We start from the raw sequence: 19,826 nt of genomic DNA, 5'->3' as shown, positions 1-19,826 counted from the left end.
TGGGATTGACCGCTGTCGAGTGCGGCAAGGCTCTGGGGGCGACGGTGATCGCGACGGCAAGGGGCGACGCCAAGCTTGCGGTCGCCCGTGAGCACGGCGCCGATCACGTTTTGGATAGCGATGCGCCGGAGCTGAAGGAGCGGATCCGCGAGCTTACGGCGGAGAGAGGCGTGGATGTCGCCTACGATCCGGTCGGTGGCGCGATGGAAGAGGTTGACCGTGCCCCAGAGCAGTTCTTCGAGGTCGGGTTCGAGGCGGGTGTCCGAGAGCGCCACCACGAGGGCGTCGAAGATGTCGGCGATGCTGCCGGCCACGACATTGCCCTCGGGGAGCGGCCGCGGGTCGGGTTCGTCCTCGAAGGGACGGTAGCCGTAGAGCGCCAGTTCCTGAAGGACGTGATCGGTCGGGGAGGATTCGTGGTGCGGCTCGTAGTCGGTGTCGTGGACCAACTCGAGCATCGCCTCGACCTTGTCGACCGGCTTGGGACGTTCCGGGGCCTTGATCTTCTTGATCTCTTTCTCGGCCTGGGTGACGGTGATCTTGCCCTGCTTGACCTTCTCGGCGAGTTCCGGGTCGGCGTCGCGGACGTTCTTGGCCTTCTGGTAGGTATAGTTCGCGTCGACGCCGAAGCCCGACAGCAAGCCCGGCAGGAAGGTGAAGGCGGTCTTGGCCGTGATCTCCACGCCCGAGATCTTGGCGCCGTCGCCGTTGATGTAGGTATTGTAGTTGTACAGCACGCCGTCGCCGTATACGTCGCGCTTGCCGATCAAGGTGCGGCTGGAGACGTAGAAAGACTCGATATCCTTCTTGAACAGGCCGACCGAGACCTGGGTGTCCTGGTTCGGATAGTATTCGAACGACAGGTCGTACTGGTTGGCGCGATAGGGCTTCAGCTCCGGATTGCCGGCGTTGCAGCTCGGTTCGTCGAACTCGCCGTTCGCATCGGGCGAGTTGTCGGTGGTGCAGAGCACCGTGGGCATCAGGAAGTCCATCCGCGGTCGGGCCATCAGCTGGGCGAAGCCCGCGCGAGCAGCGAGTCGGTTCGGGATGACCCACAGGCCCGCGTTGAAGCTGGGCAGCCACACCGTGTAGCTCTTCTTCATGCTCGCGAGCGAGTTGCCGATTGTGTAGGTCGTCGAAGAGCCGCCGTTGGTGGCCGCATAGGTCTGTTGACGCGTGGAGACGCCGCTGCCGGAAGTCTCGGTGTGGACCCGGCGCCAACCGAAGTTGCCTTCGACGTCGTAGGCGCCCAACGGGAACTCGTAGTTGAACTTCAGGTACTGCGCATCGGTCTTCTCGGCGATGTAGTACGGGAACTGGCCATAGCTCTTGCCATCGCTACCCGTGGTCTGCTCGAGATTGTTCAGGTTGAAGTGCGAAGTATCGAGGTACTGCGCCACCGAACTGAAGTTGGGATAGTTCCAAGTCGACGGGATCGAGCCGCCCCCGAAATAGAAGTCGCTGGGCAGGCCCGTCATCGCCTGAGCGAAGACCGAATTCGAGAAGGCGCGCGACCAGGTCTCGGTCGTCGACCAGTAACCCGTCGTCGAAGCCGCCGAAGCGTTGACCGGGCTGGTCTGATCCAGCGCCTGGGACGACAGGATCGTGGCCGTCGAATTGACGGCATTGGAGTAGATGACGGTGTCGTCGGTGGTCGAGTACGGATTCGAGCCGGCGTTCAGGATGAAGCCGCCGTAGCCATAGCCCTTCGTCGAGAAGTCGGTCGCACGACCGCCGAACTCGATCTTCGGGATGAACGGCAGGCGCGTGTCGTAGTCGAAGTCGAGCTTGTACTGCTCTTCCTTGGAAGCCGCGTTGGATGGACGGTATTGAATCTGCCACTGGCGGATCGCCGAGGCGTCGGACGGGCTGTAGCCGCTCGCGAAGGCGAACGACGGATTGCCTGTCGTCGGGTCCAGCGTCACCACCATCCCGGGCGTGTCGAAGGTGACGCTGACATTGTTGGTCTGAGCGACGTTGCTGGTGTCGGCCTTCGAGCCCTGGAACTCCACCTGCAGGCGGTCGCCGCGGTAGTTGGCCCCGAAGTTGTAGTAGTTGCTAGTGGTGTCGTTCGAGAAGTCGCGGGCGCTGATGCCGAACCCGCCATAGCCGCCGGCGGCCGACGTGGTCAGGCAGTTGCCCAGCGTGTAGGACGTGACGTTGTGGTTGGCGTCGACCTTGACCGACGACGCCGTCGTGTCGGTGCTCGAGCAGGCTGTGGCCGAGGCGGCGTTACGCAGACGCGTGGTCGACGTGAAGTCGGTGCCGTAGTTGATGTCGTTCAGACGGTTTTTGCGCTCGTTGCGATTGTAGCTGACCCAGGCGTCGATCTTGTCGGTAAAGCGGTACTGAGCGGTGAACTCGGCGGAGATGCGCTCATCGTTCCGAGTCCAAACGCCATAACGCGCGGTGCGCGGGGCGTAGTCGTACCATTGCGAAAGGCAAGCGGTGCGCAGGTTGGTGGTCGAAATCTGGGTGGCGTCGGGGGTGGTCAGCGTGCTGCAGCCGGCCGCCGTGGTCACGCCCTTAGCCAAGGCGTTGATCTGCGCGTTGTAGGCGGTGCTGTAGTAGTCGACCGTCTTGTTGGCCGAGTTGTCGAAGTCGGCGAACCGCCCCCACGACGTGTTGCGGACATAGTCGCCCCGCGTGTCGACCTTGTCGTAAGTGACGTTCGCCATGAGGCCCAGGCGACCGTCCAGCAGGCGGGTCGCGGCGAACAGGTTGCCGCGCGGCCGCCACTTGCTGGCGGTGTCGAGGTTCTGGGCCGAGGCCGTCAGCGACAGGGTCGGCTTCTTGAAGTCCAGAGGCTTGCGGGTCTTGACCGACACCGTGCCGCCGACGCCGCCTTCGGTCATGTCGGCGGTGAAGCCCTTGAACACGTCGATGGACGCGACCAGCTCCGAGGCCAGCTCGCGGAAATCGTTGGAGCGACCGCCGCCGCCGTAGACCTGCAGGTTGCCGGCCGTGGACAACGTGCTCATGCCATTGATCTCGACCCGGTTCAGGTCGGGCTCGACGCCGCGGATCGACACCGCGCTGCCTTCGCCGAAATCGCGCGCCAGCTGTACGCCGGTGATGCGCCCCAGAGCCTCGCCGACGTTCTTGTCGGGGAACTGGCTGATGTCCTCGGCGACGATCGAGTCGGAAATGGTGCCCGCGCGCTTCTTGCGATTCATCGCGGACTGAAGGCTGGCGCGGGTGCCGACCACGATCTCCTCGACGACTGTCGCCTCGGAGTTGCTGGCGGGCGCGGTCTGGGCCGCAGCCTGGTCGGCGATGGCGATGCCGGCGCTCAGCGCCAGGATAGACGCGGTGGCGGCGGCCTTCCGGCGACGAGCCGTCGAGAACTTCATGTTGTCCCTCCCTTACATGACCTTGTCGCCCGACTGAGGACGACCGGGCGCCTGTGGCGCGGGAGCGCGCCCCATGGGACGCGCTTCACGCACAACGGCTCATTGTTAGGACAAATTCCTAAGTGCCATATATTGAGATGTCAATGCAATTTATGGGAAGACAAAACGACGGTTTCATGGTGTAACCGCGACGTCCCGATCAGGCGCGCACACGGCCTCCAGAAGCCGCCACCAGGCGGTCGCGGGATCGCGTAGGCTTGAGGGAGGCCGCCATGCACAAGCTTTTCCAAACCCGACTCGCCGCCGGCGCCTGCGCCCTGGCCTTGCTGCAGGCCAGCGCCGCCGCGCAAGCCGCGCCGCGCTGGATGGAGGCGCTGGATCGCGGCGTCGTGGCGGTTCCGGCGGTCGATGGCGGCGTGCTGGTCAGCTGGCGGTTGCTGGGCGACGATCCGAGCGGCGCGGCCTTCAACGTCTATCGCGATGGCCGGAAGCTGAACGCCAAGCCGCTGATCGGCGCCACGAACTTCGTCGACAAGACGCCCGGCGCCGGGATCTACACGGTGCGGCCGATCAGCAAGGGCCAGGAAGGTCCCGCCAGCGCGCCCGCCAAGGTCTGGGCAGAAGGCTATCTCTCGATCCCGATCGAGCCGCCGCCGGGCGGCGTCACGTCGGCCGGCGAGGCCTACGCCTACACGGCCAACGACGCCAGCGTCGGCGACCTGGACGGCGACGGCCGCTATGAAATCGTCCTGAAGTGGGACCCGACCAACTCCAAGGACAACGCCTTCGGCGGCTATACCGGGAACGTCTATCTCGACGCCTATACGCTGGAGGGACGGCGTCTGTGGCGTATCGATCTTGGCCGCAACATCCGGGCCGGGGCGCACTACACCCAGTTCCAGGTCTACGACTATGACGGCGACGGCAAGGCCGAGATCGCCGTGCGGACCAGCGACGGAACAATCGACGGGACCGGCAAGGTGCTGGGCGATCCCAACGCCGACTGGCGCGAGACAGGCGGCGAGCGGCCGCAGGCCGACCGCACCGGCGCCTTCGTCCAGCAGGACGGGACCAAGGTCGCCAAGGTCCAGGGCCGCATCCTGAAGGGGCCCGAGTTCCTGACCGTCTTCGAGGGCGCGACCGGCAAGGCCCTGGCCAGCGCCCCCTACTCGCCGCCACGCGATCCGCGCACCGATGCGCCGACGGTCGAGCAGATGACGCAGGTCTGGGGCGACGGCTATGGCAATCGCTCGGATCGCTTCCTGGCCGGCACGGCCTATCTGGACGGCCAGCGCCCCAGCATCATCATGGGCCGCGGCTACTACGCCCGCTCCACCATCGCCGCCTGGGACTATCGCGACGGCCAGCTGACCCAGCGCTGGCTGTTCGACAGTTCGGCGCCGGGCAACGAGGCCTATGCCGGCCAAGGCAACCACCAGCTCAGCGTCGCCGATGTGGATGGCGATGGCCGCGATGAGATCCTCTACGGCTCCATGGCGATCGACGACAATGGCAAGGGCCTATGGAGCGCCCGCCTGTTCCATGGCGACGCCATGCACGTCGGGGACCTCGACCCGATGCATCCGGGCCTGGAGAAGTTCGGCGTCCATGAGGAGATGCGCAACAACGGCGGCGTCGGCGCGGCCATGCTGGACGCCCGCACCGGCAAGGTGTTGTGGAGCACCCCGTCGGACAAGGACACCGGCCGGGGCCTGGCCGCCGACATCGATCCGCGCTTCCCAGGCGATGAGGCCTGGGGCTCGAACCAGGAGGCGCTCTACACCGCGCAAGGCAAGATCATCGAGGGCGTGAAGCATCCGCGCCAGACCAATTTCGCGATCTGGTGGGACGGCGACGATCTGCGTGAACTGCTGGACAAGAACCAGATCAGCAAGTGGGACTGGAAAACCGGCCAGTCGGTTCCGCTGCTCACCGCGGAGGGCATGACCTCGAACAACGGCACCAAGGCCACGCCCGCCCTGTCGGCGGACATCCTGGGCGATTGGCGCGAGGAGGTGATCTGGCGGGCCGAGGACAACCGGTCCTTGCGGATCTACGAGACGCCCTACCCCACCGATCGCCGCTTGGCGACGCTGATGCACGACCCGCAGTACCGCGCCTCGATCGCCTGGCAGAACACCGCCTACAATCAGCCGCCGCACACCAGCTTCCATCTCGGCGCGGGCATGAAGGCGCCCAAGCCACCCGCCATCGTGACCCGCAAGGCCTCGCAATGAAATCGTTCCTGATCGGCGGCGCGGCCGCCCTGCTGCTAGCGGGCCTGGCGCAGGCCCAAGACCTGCAGACCGCCGCCAAGCCCGGCGCGCCCGAGCCGCCGCTGGAGTGGGTCGACAAGGTCACAGGACATCGCATTGTCCGCCTGTCGCGCGAGCCTGGGAGCTCAAGCCTCTATTTCAACTACAACGCCTACACGCCCAAGGGCGACCGACTGGTCTTCGCCACGCCCACCGGCATCACGGCGATGGACCTGAAGACCCGCGCCCTGACCAGGATCGTCGAGGGCAAGGTCAAGCTGCTGTTTGTCGGTCGTAAGACAGGCGCGGTCTATTACGAGAAGGCGCTGACCGCCGATCCCATGGGGCCCAAGGTCGTGATGGCCGCCGATCCCTACACCAAGGCCACCCGCGAGGTCGCCAAGGTGGATCGCGGCGGCTTCCAGACCTTGAACGCCGACGAGACGCTACTGGCCGGCGTCGCCGTCCGCACGGACGTCCCGATCCCGCCGAACCTGGCCGACGCCCTGCCCAGGAATCCCGACGACGTGAAGAGCGCCGACGGCAGGGCGCTATCCTACGCCGAGGGGCGCGAGGTGCAGTTGAACGCGCGCCTAGACAGCCGCATCCCGATGGAGATCTTCACGATCAACACGGTGACCGGCGAGCGCAAGGTCGTGCATCAGGCTGCGGACTGGCTAAACCACCTGCAGTTCTCGCCGACCGATCCGGGTCTCCTGATGTTCTGCCACGAGGGTCCCTGGCACAAGGTCGACCGGCTGTGGCTGGTGCGGACCGACAAGGCAGGCGACACGCCGGTCAAGATCCACACCCGGACCATGAATATGGAGATCGCCGGCCACGAGTGGTTCAGCGCCGACGGCAAAACCGTCTGGTACGACCTGCAAACCCCGCGCGGCGAGGACTTCTGGGTCGCCGGCTACGAGATCGCCACGGGCAAGCGCACCTGGCTGCACCTGGAGCGCAATGCCTGGTCGGTGCACTTCAACTCATCGCCCGACGGCAAGCTGTTCGCCGGCGACGGCGGCGACAGCGAGATGGTCGCCCACGCGCCGGACGGCAAATGGATCGTGCTGCTGAAGCCCCGCGCCATCCCCGATGTCGCCGGCATCCACGCCCCTGGCGCCGAGCACCTGATCAGCCCCGGCGTGCTGGACGCCGAGCGCCTCGTCGACATGCGCGGCCACGACTATCGGCTGGAGCCGAACGTCAACTTCACGCCGGACGCCAAGTGGTTGGTGTTCCGCTCCAACATGCACGGCGCCAACCAGGTCTATGCGGTAGAGATCGCCAAGGCGCGGCCCTGAGCCGGCTTTAGCGCCCTCCAAACAGGGCCTTGTCCGCGACCTCGGCCATGCGCGCATAGCCGGCGTCGCCTGGGTGCAGGAAGTCGCCGCTGTGCAGGCCTTCCAGCATCCGCGAGGGCTTGGCGGGATCCTTCATGGCCGCCTCGAAGTCGATGACGCCGTCGAACTCGCCGCTGGTCCGGATCCAGGCATTGACCGCCTGGCGTGTCGCCTCGCCGGCGGCGTGGAAATACATCGCCCCCTCGAACGGAAGCAGCGTGCCAGCGTGGATTTTCACGCCGCGCGCGTGGGCCCGCGCGATCAGCTGGCGATAGCCGGCGATCAGATCGTCGGCGGTGACGGCCTCGCTGGCGTAGCCCGGCTGGGCGGGGCGTCCGATGTCGTTGATGCCCTCCAGCAAGACCACGCTGGATAGACCCGTAATGGAAAGCACATCGCGATCGAAGCGGGTCAGCGCGCTGGGACCGGCCCCCTCGCGCAACACCCGACCGCCGCTGATCCCGGCATTGACCACGGCGAGATCGACGCCGCGCGCCGCGAGCCGCGCCGCCAGCTGCTCGGGCCAGCCCATGTTGGCGTCGGGTGTGGATCGCGCGCCTTCGGTGATCGAGTCGCCGATGGCCACGATCACCGGCCTTTGGCTGGCGCCCCGCACCTCGACGCCGGAGATCAGGCCAGGGCCGCGGAGAGCCTGCTCGCCGGGGACCTCGGTCTTGCCCGTATGATTGCCCGGCGGCGAGACGAACAGGCGCATGCGGTGTCCGGCCGGCGCGGTCGGCTCGACGTAGAAGGTCGAGACGGACAGGTGGTCCATGGCCTTGACGGGCAGCGCGATCGGATCGCTCAGCAAGGGCGCGCCGGGCGGGATCGAAGCCTCGGACTTTCCGCCGAAGGTGACGGGAATGGGCGTCCCCTTGAGCTTGCCGTCGGCGTCCGCCAGCGCGACGGTCATCGCGCCGACCTTCAGGCTCCGCTCGCTCAGTTCGTTGGTCAGCCGCAGGCGGACGGCGTCGCCGCCGAGGTTGAGCCTTACGAACTGGCGGACAGTGGCGTCCGTGAAGGCTCGCACCTCGTTCGGCCGGGCCACCGCCGCCGGAGCCAGGGGCGCGCTGAACCACGCCGACGACCAGGTGGAGAGCGGCGCGACCGCCACGGCGGGCCTGGGCTTGGGCGCCGCGAGGCCAGGCCCGGCGGTCAGGACGGCCACGATGGCCGCCAAGGTCACAACGGCGGGTGAGCGCTTCATGTCAGTCTCCCGGACAGCTGGGGCCGCCCAGTCGCGGCTGGCCGGCGACGGACGCCGGTTGAACGTGACGCGAGATCGGCAACTTCAGGCTCGCCAGCCGCGTCGCAACCAGCGCCGCGCCGAGACGCGCCCCCTGCTCGTTGATGTGGGTGTCGTCGGCGATCCCCTCGGGATAGCGCGCGACGTGGTCATAGGGCTTGTATTGCAGGTAGAGCCTTTGCGAGGCGAGCTCTCCCCTCGCCTTCAGCGCCGCCATCATGTCGCCGTCGAGGTCGACCAGCGGAACCTTCAGGTCCGCAGCCACGCGATGGATCGTCGCTGCGTAGGGCCCGTGGGCGTCCTTGGGTTCGCCGTTCTCCCACATCCAGCGGGCGATCGGGGTGACCAGCACCGGCGTCGCCTTGGCCTTGCGGACGTCGGCCACGAAGCGCCGCAGATTGACGTCGTAGGCGCCGTTCGGATCTGTATGGCGCTCCATCTTCTTGGTGTCGGCGTCGTTGTGGCCGAACTGGATCAGCACGGTGTCGCCGGGGCGGAGCTGAGCGACCAGTTGGTCCCACAGCCCCTCCTCGATGAAGGTCTTGGTCGAGCGGCCGCCGCGCGCCAGGTTCAGGACCTCCACATTCGGGTCCAGCGAGCACTTCAGCACCATGCCCCACCCCATCTGCGGGTAGCGGTCGGCGCTGTAGTTGGCGGCGGTGGAATCGCTGGCGATGACGATGCGTGGCCCAGAGGGCGGGGGCGCGGCCGCCAAGGCGGCGGCCAAGGCGAGCGCGGCGATCACGATTTCAGCTCCGCGAGGATGGACCGATCGATGCTGGCGACGTCGCGGACGCCCGTCAGGGCCATGGCCACGCGCATCTCTTTCTCGATCAGGTCGAGCAGCTGGGTCACGCCCGCCTCGCCGCGCGCGGCCAGGGCGTAGACGAAGGCGCGGCCCAGAAGGACGCCCTTGGCGCCCAGCGCCAGCATCCGCACCACGTCGAGGCCAGAGCGCACGCCGCTGTCGGCCAGGACCGTCAGCCGGTCCCCGACCGCGTCGGCGATCGACGGCAAGGCGCGAACGCTGGACAGCACACCGTCCAACTGGCGGCCGCCGTGATTGGACACCACCACCCCATCCGCGCCGATGTCGGCGGCGGCCTTGGCGTCCTCCGGATCCAGCACGCCCTTGATGATCAGCGGCCCCTTCCAGAGGTCGCGGATCCACTCCAGGTCCTTCCACTGGATGGACGGATCGAAGTTCGCCCCCAGCCACCCCATGAAGTCCTCGAGGCCGGAGTTCTCGCCCAGCACCGGCGCGACATTGCCCAGAGTGTGGGGACGGCCCATCACGCCGACGTCCCAGGCCCAGGACGGCTTGAACATCGCCTGGACGATCCGCCTGGCGGCGGCGTTCGGGCCGCTCATGCCCGAGTGGGCGTCGCGGTATCGGGCGCCGGGCACGGGCATGTCGACCGTGAACACGAGGGCTGTCGCCCCAGCTTCGCGCGCCCGGACCAGCAGGTCGCGCATGAACGCCCGGTCGCGCAAAACATAGAGCTGGAACCAGATGGGCGCGGACGAGGCCTTGCTGACCTCGTCGACGTCGCAGACCGACACGGTGGACAAGCAGAACGGCACGCCCTTGCGGGCGGCGGCGCGGGCGGCCTGGCATTCGCCGCGGCGCGCGTACATGCCCGTCAGGCCGACGGGCGCCAGGGCGACCGGCAGCGCTTGCTTGACGCCGAACAGCGTCGTTGAGGGATCGCCGGCAGACACGTCCTTGAGCACCCGCTGGCGCAGGGCGATGTCGGCGAGGTCCGCGACGTTGCGCTGGAGCGTCCGCTCGGCATAGGCGCCGCCGTCGATATAGTCGAACAGGAAGCGCGGCAGCTTGCGCCGCGCCGCCTCGCGGAAGTCCGTGGTGGACGAAACGATCATCGGTCTACTGCAGGTTCACGAAGGCGCCGCCGTCGACCAGCAGGGCCGCGCCGGTGACGTACTTGGCGAGATCCGAGGCCAGGAACACGATGGGCCCGGCCAGGTCGTCGGGCTCTCCCAGGCGTCCCAGCGGGATGCGGCCTTCCATGTATTCGCGCTTGGCGACGTCGGAGAGGTCTTCCTTGTTGATGGCGGTCTCGATGGTGCCCGGCAGCACCGAGTTGCAGCGGATGCCGTGCTTGCCCAGCGCGATGGCCGTCGACTGCATCAGGCTATGCACCCCGGCCTTGGTCGGGGTGTAGTGGGTCTGCATGCCGCCGCCGACCAGGGCGCTGATCGAGCTGACGGCGATGATCGCGCCGCCGTGGCCTTGCTTCACCATCTGGTTGGCCGCCGCCTGGACCATGTAGTAGGCGCCGAACAGATTGACCTTCATCGTCCGCTCCATGACCTCGGGCGGCATGTCGAGGAAGGCGTGGAACGGGCAGATGCCGGCGTTGTTGACGAACACGTCGATCTTGCCGAACGCGTCGACGGCGGCCTGGACGAAGGCGCCGGCGGTCTCCACCTCAGCCACGTCGCCCTTAACGGCGATAGCGCGGCGGCCCAGGGACTCGATCTCGCGCACCGCGTCGGCCGCGCCCGCTTCGTCGGAATGGTAGTTGATGGCGACGTCCGCGCCGTGCCGCGCGCAGCCGATCGCGGCGGCCTTGCCGATCCCCTGCGAGGCGCCGGTCACCAGCACCACCTTGTCCTTCAGAAGCATCGTTCCTCCCACTCCGTTACTGGCCGTCTAGCGCTTGCCGACGGTGGTCCTCTTGCCGTTCCAGCCGAGATCGCGACCGATGGCGTTGGCGGTGTCGCGGACATCGTCCACCAGCGCCTTCATGCGATCGTCGTCCATGTACTGGGCCGCGCCCGAGACGCTGATCGCGCCGACGATCTGGCCCGAAGCCCCGCGGATCGGCGCGGCGACGCAGCGGATACGGTCCTCGTTCTCTTCCAGGTCGAAGGCCACGCCGCGCTGGGCGTAGTCGCGCATCCAGTCGATCCACTGCGCCTCGTCGGGCGCGCCCGGAGCCGGCGGGCCTTCGGAGCGGTAGAGCGTGCGCCAGCGGTCCTCCAGCTCGTCCAGCACCAGCGCCTTGCCCAACCCCGTCGAGCGGATCGGCTGACGATCGCCGACGCGCGAGCTGATATTGATGCGGCGGCGGCCCGTCAGCTTGTCGAGATAAAGCGCCCGGTCGTTGTCCAGCACGCCGAGGTGCACGGTGTCCTCGGTGTCTTCCCAGAGCTTTTCGAGATGCGGCCGGGCGATCCGCGGCAGGTCCATCTGCTGGCTGGCCAGATAGCCGAGCTCCAGGAGCTTGGAGCCCAGGCTGTAGCCTTCGCGCGGGGCCTGCGACAGGAACCGGCGCTCGACCAACGCGGTGGCGAGGCGATGTGTTGTACTGCGGGTCAGGCCCAGCTGCTTGGCCAGCGCCGGCAAGGCGATGGTTCCGGACTCCGCGACCACGTCCAGAAGATCCAAGCCCCGGAACAGGGTCTGGCTGCCGCTCGGAGACTTGGGCGCCGTTTTATCGTCCCCCGCCATCGTCTCCGTTCCCCTTGACGCTCGTTTCATTTTATAGCACTACCTCTCATATTGTGGAACGCAAGGCAAGCGGGCGTACGGCGACTCTTCTCGCCGAAGAGCCAAGTGAACCGATAGCGTGTCATAGTTGTATTGGGGAGGTAGGCGCGGCCAAACCGCGCCCAGTCTTGCCGAAATCTTCGGCGGGCGAGCCTTCCTTGTCCCGGGCGTCGTCTAGGGCGATCGCCCAATAGGTTGGAGCCTCGTCGTTCATGGCGTTCCCGGTCATCAAGCACGTCCGCGCCTTCGTCGTCCGCGGGGGCGGCGCCGACTATCACGACCAAGGCGCGGGCCACTGGATCGACGACCACATCGCCACGCCGATGTCGCGCTACCCTGAGTACCGGCAGAGCCGCCAAAGCTTCGGCATCAACGTGTTGGGCACGCTGGTCGTCGAGATCGAGGCCGCCGACGGCACCATCGGCTTCGCCGTGACCACGGGCGGCGAGCCGGCCGCCTACATCGTCGAAAAGCACCTCTCGCGCTTCCTGGAAGGCCGCGACCCGACCGAGGTCGAGAAGATCTGGGACCAGATGTACTTCTCGACGCAGTACTATGGCCGAAAAGGCCTGGTGGTGAACGCCATCTCGGGCGTCGACCTGGCGCTCTACGACCTCTTGGGCAAGCTGCGCCAGGAACCGGTCTACGCCCTGCTCGGCGGCAAGGTCCGCGACGAGCTGACCTTCTACGCGACCGGCGCGCGACCGGACCTGGCGAAGGAGATGGGCTTCATCGGCGGCAAGATGCCCCTGCACCACGGCCCTGCCGAGGGCGAGGAAGGCCTGCGCAAGAACATCGAAGAGCTGGCCACGATGCGTGAGCGTTGCGGCGAGGACTTCTGGTTGATGTTCGACTGCTGGATGTCGCTGGATCTCAACTACGCCACCAAGCTGGCCCATAAGGCCCACGAATATGGCCTCAAGTGGATCGAGGAGGCGCTCAGCCCCGACGACTACTGGGGCTACCGCGACCTGAAGAAGAACGCGCCGACCGGCATGCTGGTCACCACCGGCGAGCACGAAGCCACCCGCTGGGGCTTCCGCATGCTGCTGGAGATGGAGTGCTGCGACATCATCCAGCCGGACGTCGGCTGGTGCGGCGGCGTCACCGAGCTGATCAAGATCGCCAACCTGGCCGACAGCAAGGGCGTGCTGATGATCCCGCACGGCTCGAGCGTCTACAGCTATCACTTCGTCATCACGCGGCATAACAGCCCGTTCGCCGAGTTCCTGATGATGGCTCCGAAAGCCGACGAGGTGGTCCCGATGTTCCACCCGCAGCTGATCGGCGAGCCCGTGCCGGTGAACGGCAAACTCAAGCTCTCCGACGCGCCGGGCTTCGGCGTCGAACTCAATCGCGAGGTCGGTCTGCACCGGCCTTACGTCCGCTAGTCCTCCCTCAAGGCGAGACCTATGAAACTGCTCCGCTATGGCCCCAAGGGCTCCGAAAAGCCTGGCCTCCTCGACGCCGACGGCAAGATCCGCGATCTGTCGGCTCACGTGTCCGACATCACCGGCGCCCAGCTGTCGCCCGCCAGCCTGAACGCGCTAGCCGCGATCGACCCGACCACCCTGCCCCTCGTCGAGGGCTCGCCCCGTTATGGCTGCCCGGTCGCCGGCGTCAGCAAGTTCATCGCCGTGGGCCTGAACTTCGCCGACCACGCCGCCGAGTCGAACCTGCCGATCCCCGAAGAGCCGGTGATCTTCACCAAGGCCGTCAGCTGCATCCAGGGTCCGAACGACCCGGTGATGCTGCCCAAGGGCTCGCTGAAGACCGACTGGGAAGTCGAACTGGGCGTCGTGATCGGCTCGCGCGCCCGCTACGTCACCGAAGCCGAGGCGCTGGGTTATGTCGCCGGTTACGTGCTGATCAACGACGTCTCCGAACGCGCCTTCCAGATCGAGCGCGGCGGCACCTGGGACAAGGGCAAGGGCTGCGACACCTTCGGCCCGATCGGTCCGTGGCTGGTGACGTCAGACGAGGTCGGCGATCCGCAGAACCTCGGCATGTGGCTGGAGGTCAATGGCCAGCGCAAGCAGGACGGCTCGTCCAAGACCATGATCTTCCCGATCAGCAAGCTGGTCTCGTACATCAGCGAGTTCATGACCCTGGAGCCCGGCGACCTGATCACCACCGGCACCCCGCCCGGCGTGGGCATGGGCCAGAAACCCGAGCCCGTCTATCTGAAGGCCGGCGACGAAATGCGCCTGGGCATCGAGAAGCTGGGCGAGCAACGCCAGATCGTCGTCTCTTGGGCCAAGGACGGCGTCGCGTGAGCCCAGTCCCTTCTTCGAACGTGTACGCCAATCGCTTTTCGGGGCGCACGGCGATTGTCACCGGCGGAGCCTCGGGCCTGGGTCGGGCCGTCGCCGCGCGCATCGTCGCCGAAGGCGGCAAGGTCTCGCTCTGGGACCTCGACGCGGAAGGCCTGAAAGCCGCCGCCGAAGAGGTCGGCGCCAGCCACACGACGGCGCTCGATGTCTCGGACGAGGCCGCCGTGCTCTCGGCCGCCAAGGCGGCCAATGCGGCTCTGGGCCGAATCGACATCCTGGTCGCCTCGGCCGGGATCACCGGCGCGACGGCCACCGTCTACGAGTATCCGACCGACAGCTGGAAGCGCGTCTTCGACATCAACGTCAACGGCGTCTTCTACTGCTGCAAGGCCGTGGTCCCCTTCATGCTGGCCGGCGGCTACGGCCGCATCGTCAACGTCGCCTCGGTGGCCGGCAAGGAAGGCAACCCGAACGCCGGCGCCTATTCGGCGTCCAAGGCGGCGGTGATCGGCCTGACCAAGTCCCTGGGCAAGGAACTGGCGACCAAGGGCGTGATCGCCAACAGCCTGACCCCCGCGACCTTCGAGAGCCCGATCCTGGAGCAGCTGCCGCCGAGCCAGGTCGAATACATGAAGGGCAAGATCCCGATGGGTCGCCTGGGCGAGGTCCACGAGAGCGCCGCCATGGTCTGCTTCATGGCGTCGGAGGAGTGCAGCTTCACCACCGCGGCGACCTTCGACACCTCCGGCGGCCGGACCACGTTCTAGGAGGGATGGTCGGAGCCATGGCGTACGCGGGTCCCATCGTCGATCCCCACATGCACCTGTGGGACCTCGATCGGCACTATTACACCTGGCTTCAGGACACGCCGCTGCCGAACAATCCGGCCGGCGACATGACGCCGATCGCCTACAAGTCCTACGGGCTCGACGACTATCTGGCCGACGCCAAGGGCTGGAACGTCGTCGAGGTCGTCCACATCGAATGCGGCCTGCCGCCGAAGGACCAGCTTTCGGAAACCGACTGGCTTCAGTCGATCGCCGACCAGCGCGGCGTGATCGGCGGCATCGTGGCTGGGGCCAACCTCGATGACCCGGGCGTCGAGACGATGCTGGCCGCGCATGCGGCGCGGCGAAACGTCCGGGGGATCCGCCAGATCGTCAACTGGCACCGGGATCCGGCCAAGACCTACGGCCCGACCGACAAGCTGTTGGACGCCCAGTGGCGCGAGGGCTTCGCCCTGTTGGCCAAATACGGTCTCTCGTTCGACCTGCAACTCTATCCGTCGCAGATGCAGGTCGCGGCCGAGCTGACTGACGCCCATCCGGACATTCCGCTGGTCATCAATCATGCGGGCATGCCGACGGACCGCGACGAAGCGGGTCTCGCGGCTTGGCGCGACGGCTTGGCGGCGCTGGCCGAACGTCCGCATGTCAGCTGCAAGATCTCCGGCTTGGCGATGATCGATCGCGCGTGGACCGTCGAGAGCCTCAGGCCCTTCGTCCTTCAGGTCATCGAGACCTTCGGCGTCGAGCGCAGCCTGTTCGCCAGCAACTTCCCGGTCGAGAAGGTCCACGGAAGCTTCGGCGCCTTCTACGCCGCCTACGACGCGATCACGGCGGGCTTCAGCGACGAGGAGCGAGAGGCGCTGTTCGCCGCCAACGCCCGGCGGATCTACCGGCTGCCGAACTGACAAGAACAAGACCGAACGGGAGGACGACATGAGCACGACCACGGAAAGCCGCCCCCTCGCCTTCCGCATGCAGCTGAAGCCGGGCGTCGCGGCCGAGTACGAGCGTCGCCATGACGAGCTTTGGCCGGATCTCGCCGAGGCGCTGCGCGACGCCGGCGTGTACGACTACTCGATCTTCCTGGACGAAGAGACCATGAGCCTCTTCGCTGTGCTGCGCCTGCGTCCCGACCACAAGAAGGACGCCCTGCCGCTGCAGCCGGTGATGAAGCGCTGGTGGGACTACATGGCCGACCTGATGGCCGTGCACCCGGACAACAAGCCCGTCGAGTGGCCGCTGAAGCCCGTCTTCTACTTCGAGGGCTAAGGCATGCGTTTGTCACCGCTTATCGGTTTGACCGCCGCGCTCCTCGCGACGAGCGCCTTGGCGGAGCCTGTCCGCTACACGATGACGGCGTTCACCAACGCCAGCCAGTCGAACATGAGCGTCTACGACTCGGCCGACGGGACGCGCTTTGCGCTGAAGAAGCCGCTGGCCTACACGCCGCCGAGGGGCCTCATCCGCGACCCCAGCGTGATGAAGCATACGGACGGCTGGTACTATGTCGCCTACACCACTGGCTGGTCGGGCGACACGATCGGTCTGGCTCGCAGCAAGGACCTCTCGGACTGGACCTTCCTGCGCGACGTCAAGGTCGAGGTTCCCGGCGCGACCAACAGCTGGGCGCCGGAATGGTTCGTCGACGGGGACGGCTCCGTCAGCCTCATCCTGTCGGTTTCCACCACGGGTCAACAAGGGCAGTTCCAGCCCTACCGGATCACCGCCTCGGATCCGGCGCTGGTGAGCTGGAGCGCGCCCAAGCCGCTGGCGGGCCTAGGTCCGAACTTCATCGACACCTTCGTGGTGCGCGAGGGAAGCCTCTACCAGGCCTTCGCCAAGAACGAGACCAGCAAGTTCATCGAGCTCTGGACCGCGCCGTCGCTGGACGGTCCGTGGCAGCCGAAGGGGACTGGCGACTGGGCCGGCTGGGGCCGCTTCCTGGAAGGGCCGGCCATGGCCCGCACGCCCGACGGCGGCTGGCGCATCTATTTCGACGCCTACCAGGACAAGCGCTACTGGTACTCCGAAAGCAAGGATGGCTTCCGCACCTGGACACCGAAGACCGAGTTGCCCGAGCTGTCCGGGACGGTGCGCCACTTCACCGTGCTGAAGGAAGGCGGCGATCAGGCGGCCGCGGCCAAGCCGGCGCAGGCTCACAAGATCACCTGGGACAAGTATTCGCTGATGGTCGACGGCCAGCGGATGTTCTCGTGGGGCGGCGAGTTCCACCCCTTCCGCGTGCCGAGCCCCGACCTGTGGCGCGACATCCTCCAGAAGATGAAGGCCAGCGGCTACAACACGGTCGCGATCTATTTCGACTGGGGCTACCACTCGCCCAAGCAGGGGGTCTACGACTTCTCGGGCGTGCGCGACATGGACCGCGTGCTGACCATGGCCAAGGAAGAAGGCCTCTATGTCATCACCCGCGCCGGCCCCTATGTGAACGCCGAGCTGACGCGCGGCGGCTTCCCCGGCTGGCTGGTCAACCAGCAGGCCCGCGCCCGCACCGACGCGCCGGAATACATCACGGCCGCCGACGAGTGGCTGACCCAGATCAACGCCGTCATCGCCCGCCACCAATTGACCACCGGCCAGGGTACAGTCATCGCCCACCAGATCGAGAACGAGCTGGACGTCGTCGGCGCGCCGCAGCAGCGCTACATGAAATGGCTGGCCGACAAGGCCAAGGCGGACGGGATCACCGTCCCGATCTTCCACAACGACAAGGGCCGCAACGGCTACTGGGTGCCGAAGGGTTCTAACGTGCCGGGCACGGTGGAAGGGCCGAACGACCTCTACGCCTTCGACGGCTATCCGGGCGGCAGTTGCAAGGTCGACTCCACGCCCTCCAGCCCCGGCGTCGCGCCCGACTGGGGGATCTATGGGACCGGCGGGGCCAAGGGCGGGGCTTCGGCCAGCCCCAATACGCCCGGCTTTCTGGCCGAGTTCGGCGGTGGCTGGTTCGACTATTGGGGCAGCAACGGCGACTATGACTGCACCGCCATCCACCGCGGCGTGGGCTACCAGCGGGTCTTCTACGGGACCAACATCGCCAACGGCCTGACGCTGCAGAGCTTCTACATGACCTACGGCGGGACCAGCTGGGGCTGGCTCCCGGCCCCCGTGGTGTTCACGTCCTACGACTACGGCTCGGCCATCGACGAGGCCCGTGGCCTGCGCGACAAGGCGCGGGTGATGAAGCAGATGGGCGACTTCATCGGCGCTGTCCCGGACCTGACCCGTATGGACAAGGGCGAGGCGGTCGTCCCCTCCAATGACAAGGTCCGCGTCTATCACAACGTCAACGCCGAGACCGGAAGCCACCTCTATGTGGTGGTTCACAATCCCAGCAGCGCCACGGGCGACGAGTTCTTCACCTTCAAGGTGAAGACCCGTGACGGCGAGTACGTCGTTCTCAGCCGGATCAAGGGCCAGGACAGCAAGATGCTGATGGCCAGCTACGATCTGGGCGGCCAGCGGCTGGTCTATTCGACATCCGAGATCCAGACGCACCTGAAGTGGAACGACGGCGACCTAGCCCTGCTCTACGGCCGCGCCGGCGAGGCGGGCGAGACGGCGCTGCGATACGCCAGCACGCCGAAGGTGGAGGTGATCGAGGGCGAGGTTCAATCCGTCTTCGACCCGGCGAAGGGCGACCTGAAGCTGACTTACGCGCACAAGGGCCTGGCCCGCGTCCGCATAACGGGCGGCGGCCGTCCGCCCCTGACCCTGTTGCTGGCCGACGCCGAAACCGGCCAGACCTTCTGGCGGCGCGAGAATGCGTTGGTCCGAGGCCCTGGCCTGGTGCGGAGCGACGTTATCAAGGGCGGCGTCCTCAGCCTGACCGGCGACACGGAAGCCGACAGCCCGCTCGAGGTCTTCGCCCCCAAGGCAGTTACCGCGATCCGCTGGAACGGCGCCAAGCTCGCGGCCAAGGCCACAACGTCAGGCAGCCTGCTGGCCGACAAGCAACTGCCCGGTCCGGCCCCCATCACCCTGCCCGACCTCGCCAAGCTCGACTGGAAGACCGCGCCCGGATCGCCGGAAGCCGATCCGAAGTTCGACGACAGCAGCTGGATGAAGACCGAGGGCCGTCGCAGCGCGTCAACCGTGCGCGGCCCGGCCGGCCAGCCGGCGCTCGACATGAGCACCTACGGCTTCCACAACGGCGATGTCTGGTACCGGGGTCGCTACCAAGGCCGCGCCGACATCGACACTCTGACCCTGCACTACGGCGCCGGCGGCGCGGGCATGCTGCAGGTGTGGCTGGACGGCAGGTTCCTGGGCCAGCACGAGCTGGACGGCGGCCTGCCCCGCCCGATCACTACGGGCGTGGCGACCTTCCAGATCCCCGCCGAGCTGCGCGGAACCGGCGAGCACGTGCTGTCGGTCATGGTCCGCAACAACGGCCACAACTGGGACCTCGACGCCGACGACTTCCACAAGGAGGCGCGCGGCCTGGTCTCGGCCTCGCTGTCGGGTCCCGGCACCTACAGCTTCGCCGTCCCGATCGCCTGGAAGATCCAGGGCAACAAGGGCGGCGAGGACATCGCCGATCCGGTGCGCGGCTCGCTGAACAACGGCGGCCAGTACGGCGAGCGCGAGGGCTGGCACCTGCCGGGCTTCCCCGACGCCGCCTGGGCCAAGGCCGACATGGCCGCCGCCCAGCCGTACGCCGGCACGACCTGGTATCGGACGAGCTTCGACCTCGCCCTGCCCAAGGATCACGACGTGAGCCTGGGCCTGACCATCGGCGATCCCGACAAGCCACGCTCGCCGAACAAGCGCTACCGCGTGCTGATCTTCGTCAACGGCTGGAACATGGGGCAGTTCATCGCCCATGTCGGCCCGCAGCGGACCTTCGTCCTGCCCAATGGGATCATTGACCCACGCGGCAAGAACACCCTCGCCCTGGCGGTGACCAGCGACGGCGCCCCTGGCGACGCGCTGGAATCCGTCAAGCTCGTCAACCTGCGGACCGTGCGCGGCGGCGTTCCCGTCGCCCGTGTCCCGGCGCCCGATTTCAAACCCTGATACCGGACTTC

Annotated in this window: 13 protein-coding genes and 2 pseudogenes; 9 read left to right on the top strand and 6 right to left on the bottom strand. The window is 67.0% G+C overall.

Going from position 1 to position 19,826, the window contains the following annotated elements:
• Positions 1 to 44 precede the first annotated feature (44 nt).
• A pseudogene (locus tag Q0379_RS24260) lies at positions 45 to 143 on the top strand (hypothetical protein); the annotation flags it as partial.
• Between the two features lie 495 nt (positions 144 to 638).
• On the opposite strand, the pseudogene Q0379_RS16920 reads toward Q0379_RS24260, so the two are convergent.
• A pseudogene (locus Q0379_RS16920) lies at positions 639 to 3,176 on the bottom strand (TonB-dependent receptor); the annotation flags it as partial.
• 449 nt (positions 3,177 to 3,625) lie between these two features.
• Here Q0379_RS16920 and Q0379_RS16915 point away from each other — a divergent pair.
• Positions 3,626 to 5,590 (top strand): rhamnogalacturonan lyase, encoded by a 1,965-nt coding sequence (locus Q0379_RS16915; protein WP_299014096.1) that lies wholly within the window; start codon positions 3,626 to 3,628, stop codon positions 5,588 to 5,590.
• Positions 5,587 to 6,915 carry an oligogalacturonate lyase family protein gene (locus tag Q0379_RS16910; RefSeq protein WP_299014093.1) on the top strand — a complete coding sequence of 443 codons (1,329 nt, stop codon included), beginning with the start codon at positions 5,587 to 5,589 and terminating at the stop codon, positions 6,913 to 6,915. The genes Q0379_RS16915 and Q0379_RS16910 overlap by 4 nt, the downstream gene beginning before the upstream one ends.
• A 7-nt stretch (positions 6,916 to 6,922) precedes the next feature.
• On the opposite strand, the gene Q0379_RS16905 is transcribed toward Q0379_RS16910, so the two are convergent.
• The 5 genes from Q0379_RS16905 to Q0379_RS16885 are packed head-to-tail and all read right to left on the bottom strand — an operon-like array spanning position 6,923 to position 11,678.
• Positions 6,923 to 8,161: an SGNH/GDSL hydrolase family protein gene (locus tag Q0379_RS16905; RefSeq protein ID WP_299014090.1), complete on the bottom strand. Its 1,239-nt coding sequence runs from the start codon at positions 8,159 to 8,161 to the stop codon at positions 6,923 to 6,925.
• 1 nt (position 8,162) lies between these two features.
• Positions 8,163 to 8,945, bottom strand: a complete 783-nt coding sequence (locus tag Q0379_RS16900) for a rhamnogalacturonan acetylesterase (protein ID WP_299014087.1) — start codon at positions 8,943 to 8,945, stop codon at positions 8,163 to 8,165.
• Entirely contained in the window at positions 8,942 to 10,084 is a 1,143-nt protein-coding gene (gene lldD, locus Q0379_RS16895; RefSeq protein WP_299014084.1) for an FMN-dependent L-lactate dehydrogenase LldD, read from the bottom strand. The genes Q0379_RS16900 and lldD overlap by 4 nt, the downstream gene beginning before the upstream one ends.
• A 4-nt stretch (positions 10,085 to 10,088) precedes the next feature.
• Positions 10,089 to 10,850: an SDR family NAD(P)-dependent oxidoreductase gene (locus Q0379_RS16890; protein WP_299014081.1), complete on the bottom strand. Its 762-nt coding sequence runs from the start codon at positions 10,848 to 10,850 to the stop codon at positions 10,089 to 10,091.
• A gap of 27 nt (positions 10,851 to 10,877) precedes the next feature.
• On the bottom strand, positions 10,878 to 11,678 hold the full coding sequence (locus tag Q0379_RS16885) for an IclR family transcriptional regulator (protein WP_299014078.1): 801 nt from the start codon (positions 11,676 to 11,678) through the stop codon (positions 10,878 to 10,880).
• A gap of 251 nt (positions 11,679 to 11,929) precedes the next feature.
• Here Q0379_RS16885 and rhmD point away from each other — a divergent pair, with 251 nt between their 5' ends.
• From rhmD to Q0379_RS16855, 6 genes are read left to right on the top strand one after another with little or no spacing between them, the layout of a single operon-like run.
• A complete protein-coding gene (gene rhmD, locus Q0379_RS16880; protein ID WP_299014075.1) occupies positions 11,930 to 13,108 on the top strand; it encodes an L-rhamnonate dehydratase in 1,179 nt (392 codons plus the stop codon).
• A 21-nt stretch (positions 13,109 to 13,129) separates the two neighbouring features.
• On the top strand, positions 13,130 to 13,993 hold the full coding sequence (locus Q0379_RS16875; RefSeq protein ID WP_299014072.1) for a fumarylacetoacetate hydrolase family protein: 864 nt from the start codon (positions 13,130 to 13,132) through the stop codon (positions 13,991 to 13,993).
• The gene (locus Q0379_RS16870; RefSeq protein WP_299014069.1) at positions 13,990 to 14,757 is read left to right on the top strand and encodes an SDR family NAD(P)-dependent oxidoreductase; all 768 of its coding nucleotides are present in this window, start codon (positions 13,990 to 13,992) and stop codon (positions 14,755 to 14,757) included. Before Q0379_RS16875 ends, Q0379_RS16870 begins: the two co-directional genes overlap by 4 nt.
• Before the next feature lie 17 nt (positions 14,758 to 14,774).
• Positions 14,775 to 15,683: an amidohydrolase family protein gene (locus Q0379_RS16865; protein ID WP_299014066.1), complete on the top strand. Its 909-nt coding sequence runs from the start codon at positions 14,775 to 14,777 to the stop codon at positions 15,681 to 15,683.
• A gap of 28 nt (positions 15,684 to 15,711) precedes the next feature.
• Entirely contained in the window at positions 15,712 to 16,047 is a 336-nt protein-coding gene (gene rhaM / locus Q0379_RS16860; RefSeq protein WP_299014063.1) for an L-rhamnose mutarotase, read from the top strand.
• Positions 16,048 to 16,050: 3 nt separating this feature from the next.
• Positions 16,051 to 19,815: a beta-galactosidase gene (locus Q0379_RS16855; protein WP_299014060.1), complete on the top strand. Its 3,765-nt coding sequence runs from the start codon at positions 16,051 to 16,053 to the stop codon at positions 19,813 to 19,815.
• The last annotated feature ends 11 nt before the right edge of the window (positions 19,816 to 19,826 follow it).

This window comes from uncultured Caulobacter sp. (assembly GCF_937900395.1).
Taxonomy (GTDB): domain Bacteria; phylum Pseudomonadota; class Alphaproteobacteria; order Caulobacterales; family Caulobacteraceae; genus Caulobacter.
The sequence above is the reverse complement of the archived record's forward strand: the minus strand, read 5'-3'. Positions and strand labels throughout refer to the sequence as shown.

Bases quoted from the DNA above. Each gene is read 5' to 3' on its own strand.
- rhaM (WP_299014063.1), top strand. From the start codon at position 15,712: ATGAGCACGACCACGGAAAGCCGCCCCCTCGCCTTCCGCATGCAGCTG.
- lldD (WP_299014084.1), bottom strand. From the start codon at position 10,084: ATGATCGTTTCGTCCACCACGGACTTCCGCGAGGCGGCGCGGCGCAAG.
- Q0379_RS16890 (WP_299014081.1), bottom strand. From the start codon at position 10,850: ATGCTTCTGAAGGACAAGGTGGTGCTGGTGACCGGCGCCTCGCAGGGG.
- Q0379_RS16905 (WP_299014090.1), bottom strand. From the start codon at position 8,161: ATGAAGCGCTCACCCGCCGTTGTGACCTTGGCGGCCATCGTGGCCGTC.
- Q0379_RS16875 (WP_299014072.1), top strand. From the start codon at position 13,130: ATGAAACTGCTCCGCTATGGCCCCAAGGGCTCCGAAAAGCCTGGCCTC.
- Q0379_RS16855 (WP_299014060.1), top strand. From the start codon at position 16,051: ATGCGTTTGTCACCGCTTATCGGTTTGACCGCCGCGCTCCTCGCGACG.
- Q0379_RS16915 (WP_299014096.1), top strand. From the start codon at position 3,626: ATGCACAAGCTTTTCCAAACCCGACTCGCCGCCGGCGCCTGCGCCCTG.
- Q0379_RS16865 (WP_299014066.1), top strand. From the start codon at position 14,775: ATGGCGTACGCGGGTCCCATCGTCGATCCCCACATGCACCTGTGGGAC.
- Q0379_RS16910 (WP_299014093.1), top strand. From the start codon at position 5,587: ATGAAATCGTTCCTGATCGGCGGCGCGGCCGCCCTGCTGCTAGCGGGC.
- Q0379_RS16885 (WP_299014078.1), bottom strand. From the start codon at position 11,678: ATGGCGGGGGACGATAAAACGGCGCCCAAGTCTCCGAGCGGCAGCCAG.
- rhmD (WP_299014075.1), top strand. From the start codon at position 11,930: ATGGCGTTCCCGGTCATCAAGCACGTCCGCGCCTTCGTCGTCCGCGGG.